The organism is Sphingobium cupriresistens LL01, assembly GCF_001046645.1.
Classification (GTDB): domain Bacteria; phylum Pseudomonadota; class Alphaproteobacteria; order Sphingomonadales; family Sphingomonadaceae; genus Sphingobium; species Sphingobium cupriresistens.
Genome location: NZ_KQ130445.1, coordinates 3,729 through 7,042, shown reverse-complemented (window position 1 = coordinate 7,042; position 3,314 = coordinate 3,729). Strand labels below are relative to the sequence as shown.

Below are 3,314 nucleotides of genomic sequence, written 5' to 3'. Positions count from 1 at the left end.
TATGCCGGGACCGGCAAAAGCGCCATGCTGGGCGTGGCGCGCGACGTGTGGGAAAGCGCGGGGCTGAATGTTCGCGGCGCGGCGCTTGCGGGCATCGCCGCCGAGGGCCTTGAGAATGGAAGCGGCATTGCGTCCCGCACCATCGCCAGCTTGGAACATAGCTGGGCGCAGGGCCGCGATTTGCTCAGTGCCCGCGATGTGCTGGTGATCGACGAGGCGGGCATGGTCGGCACGCGCCAGATGGAGCGCGTGCTGTCCCATGCCGCCGATGTTGGCGCTAAGGTCGTTCTTGTCGGCGATCCCCAGCAATTGCAGTCGATCGAAGCGGGCGCGGCGTTCCGCGCGATCCATGAACGCCATGGCGGCGTGGAGATAACCCAGGTTCGCCGCCAGCATGAAGGATGGCAGCAGGATGCCACGCGGCATCTGGCGACCGGCAGAACCGGCGAGGCGATTGCCGCCTATGCCGACAAGTACATGGTGCATCAGGCCGAGACGCGCGAAGATGCGCGCCGCGATCTTGTCGAGCGCTGGGATAGCGAACGGCTAGCCGATCCGGACGCCAGCCGCATCATCCTCACCCACACCAATGCGGAGGTGCGTGACCTCAACGAGGCTGCGCGCGCGGCGATGCGCAATGCGGGCGAATTGGGCGACGAGCGCCAGGTGAAGACCGAGCGCGGGGACCGCCTATTCGCGCCGGGCGACCGCATCATGTTCCTGCGCAACGAGCGTAGCCTGGAGGTGAAGAATGGCACGCTGGGCACCATCAGACATGTGGACGAAGGCCATATGTCTGTCCGCACCGATGACGGACGTTCCGTGTCGTTCAACACTAAGGATTATCGCGACCTCGACCACGGCTATGCCGCCACCATCCACAAGGCGCAGGGCATGACCGTGGACAGGGCGCATGTGCTGGCGACACCGGGGATGGATCGCCATGGGGCGTATGTCGCGATGTCCCGCCATCGTGACGGCATGGCGCTCCATTATGGCCGCGACGATTTCCGCGATCAGTCCCGGCTTGTCCGCACGCTTTCGCGCGAGCGCGGTAAGGACATGGCGACCGACTACAGACAAGCCGACCCGGCAAGGGAATATGCCGAGCGGCGTGGCATTAGCTTTGGCGAACGGGTCGCGGAAATCGTCAGGCCGATTGTCGAGAAAGCGCGCGGGATCTTTGACAATTTCCGGCCCAATATCCCTCAGCAGGACCGCGACATTTTCGCGGGCTTCCAGCCGAAGGCCGAATACGATACGCAGCCGATGCGCGCAGGCGGCGTGCGCGGTGCGGTGGAGCGCTATGCCAAGGCGCTGGACGCGATCCAGCAGACGCGGGCGCAAGGTCTGGGTGCCATGCCCCACCAGCGCGAGGCGTTCGACAGGGCGCGCGATGCTCTGGACGCGATCCGGCCCGAAGGTTCGTCGGACCTGAACAGCGCGTTCCGCAGCAGCCCGGAGCTTGTCCGCGAAGCCGCTGAGGGGCGCGGCCAAGCGGCAGTGCGGGCGATGCAGTTGGAGACCGAAATCCGCATGGACCCGTTCCAGCGCGCCGATCGGTTCGTGGAGGGGTGGCAGCAGTTGCAGCGCCATCATGCCGAGCTTGTGCGCGACGGCAATTTCAGGGGCGCGAAGAGCGCCGCGCAGCAGATGGCGGGCATGGCGAAAAGCCTTGAGCGCGACGCCCAACTTGAATCGGTGCTGGGTCTGCGCAGCGGCGAGCTTGGGCTTGAGATCGGGCAGCAGATGGGTCGCAGCCTCTCCCGCGACCTCGCATCCTCCATCCCCTTCGACCACGGACGCGACATCAGTCGCGGCATGAGCCGCTAACCCCAAGGAGACACGACATGGACGACGAACAGAGCCTTTTGAACGAACCGGAGCCGGACCCCCGGCCCAATGCCGCCGCCGAGGCGTTCGCGCGCCTCTCGGAGCGCGTCGCAGCTATGGAAGAGCGGTTGGACGGGCGCATGGCGGTGATGGCCCGCGCGCTTGAGCATATCGCCATCGAGAAGCAGAGCCTTGAATTCCCCGACTACGGGCCGACTCTCGCCAAGATGAACGGCTATCTCGCCACGTTAGCGGGGCAGACGAAGACAATCATGGACGCACCCGCCATGCAGTTGACGCCGGAGAGCATGGCGGAGCGGATTGATGTGGCGGCGGATGCCGCACGAGCGACGGACAAGGCGACCATCAAGAAATCGCAGGAATTGCATCATCAAGTTCATGTGGATCAGATGCGCGCGATCGGCACCATTCGGACCAAGCAGGAACAGCGCTGGCACATGCTCTATTGCGGCGGCGGCACGGCACTGGCCACGGCGCTTCTGTGGCTGATATATCCCGGCTGGGCGGCCAGCATCGGCCCGCAAAGCTGGCTCTGGCCGGAACGGGTGGCCCGTCGAACGCTGGGCGAGGCATCGCTATGGGATGCCGGTATCCGACTCATGCGAACCGAAAACCCGGAGGGCTGGCAGGTGATCGTGGACGCCGTCGACCTGGCGCGGGAGAACCGCGACAGCCTCGCCGCATGTCACAAGGCAGCCGCAAAGGCTAAGGAGTCGGTAAGCTGCACGGTCAGGGTAAGGATGTCGCAATTTTGAGCGGTCGGGTTTCCAGCACTGCCGTCTCATTCCCGAAACCCGTCATTCGTTCATATTCTGCAGCGAATAGGCAACTAAGCAAATCTGCAGGTCGGCCGCCGACCATTTTTGTCGTTCAAACCTGATAGTAGCGTGCTGCAACCCAGTCAGTCGACACGATATTTGGCCTGCTGCCGGTTTGGTGGACACCACGATAAGCTCATTCAAGCTACACCAGATTCCCGCTCGAAGTCGATGGGGCTGAGATACCCCAAGGTCGAGTGTCGGCGTGTCGGATTATAAAATCTCTCGATATAATAGAGCACATCGGCTCAGGCTTGGTCTCGCGATCGGTAGACCTTACTCCTGATCCGCTCGGTTTTGAGGGGTGGAAAAAGCTTTCCATCGCGGTATTGTCCCAACAGTTGCCCGACCGGCTCATGGAACAGGTGACGCCGTTGTTCTTCTTCGTACGCTGGAACTGCTCACTGGTATATTGGCTACCGCGATCCGAGTGATGCAACAGGGCATCGGGCTTTCCACAACGCCAGATCGCCAATATCAGGGCATCCGTCACAAGTTGGGCCGTCATTGTGGCGCTCATCGACCAGCCCACCACCCTGCGTAAAAACAGGTCGATGACGGCAGCGACATAGAGCCAGCCCTCGGCCGTCCAGATATATGTGAAGCCTTCCACCCATTTCTGGTTCGGTCTGTCGGCAGCGA

2 protein-coding genes and 1 pseudogene are annotated in these 3,314 nt (G+C 62.9%); 2 read left to right on the top strand and 1 reads right to left on the bottom strand.

The features are described 5' to 3' along the window. Positions 1-1,833, top strand: a 1,833-nt coding sequence (locus tag V473_RS22535) for an AAA family ATPase (RefSeq protein WP_148648511.1), incomplete at its 5' end; no start/stop codon positions are given. A gap of 17 nt (positions 1,834-1,850) precedes the next feature. Beyond that, positions 1,851-2,609 carry a DUF6118 family protein gene (locus tag V473_RS22530; RefSeq protein ID WP_066606278.1) on the top strand — a complete coding sequence of 253 codons (759 nt, stop codon included), beginning with the start codon at positions 1,851-1,853 and terminating at the stop codon, positions 2,607-2,609. Between the two features lie 203 nt (positions 2,610-2,812). Here V473_RS22530 and V473_RS22525 read toward each other — a convergent pair. Then, positions 2,813-3,314 (bottom strand): annotated as a pseudogene (locus tag V473_RS22525) (IS3 family transposase); the annotation flags it as partial.

What these genes read in the sequence shown, in the direction of transcription:
- V473_RS22530 (WP_066606278.1), top strand. Translation starts at nt 1,851, where the DNA reads ATGGACGACGAACAGAGCCTTTTGAACGAACCGGAGCCGGACCCCCGG.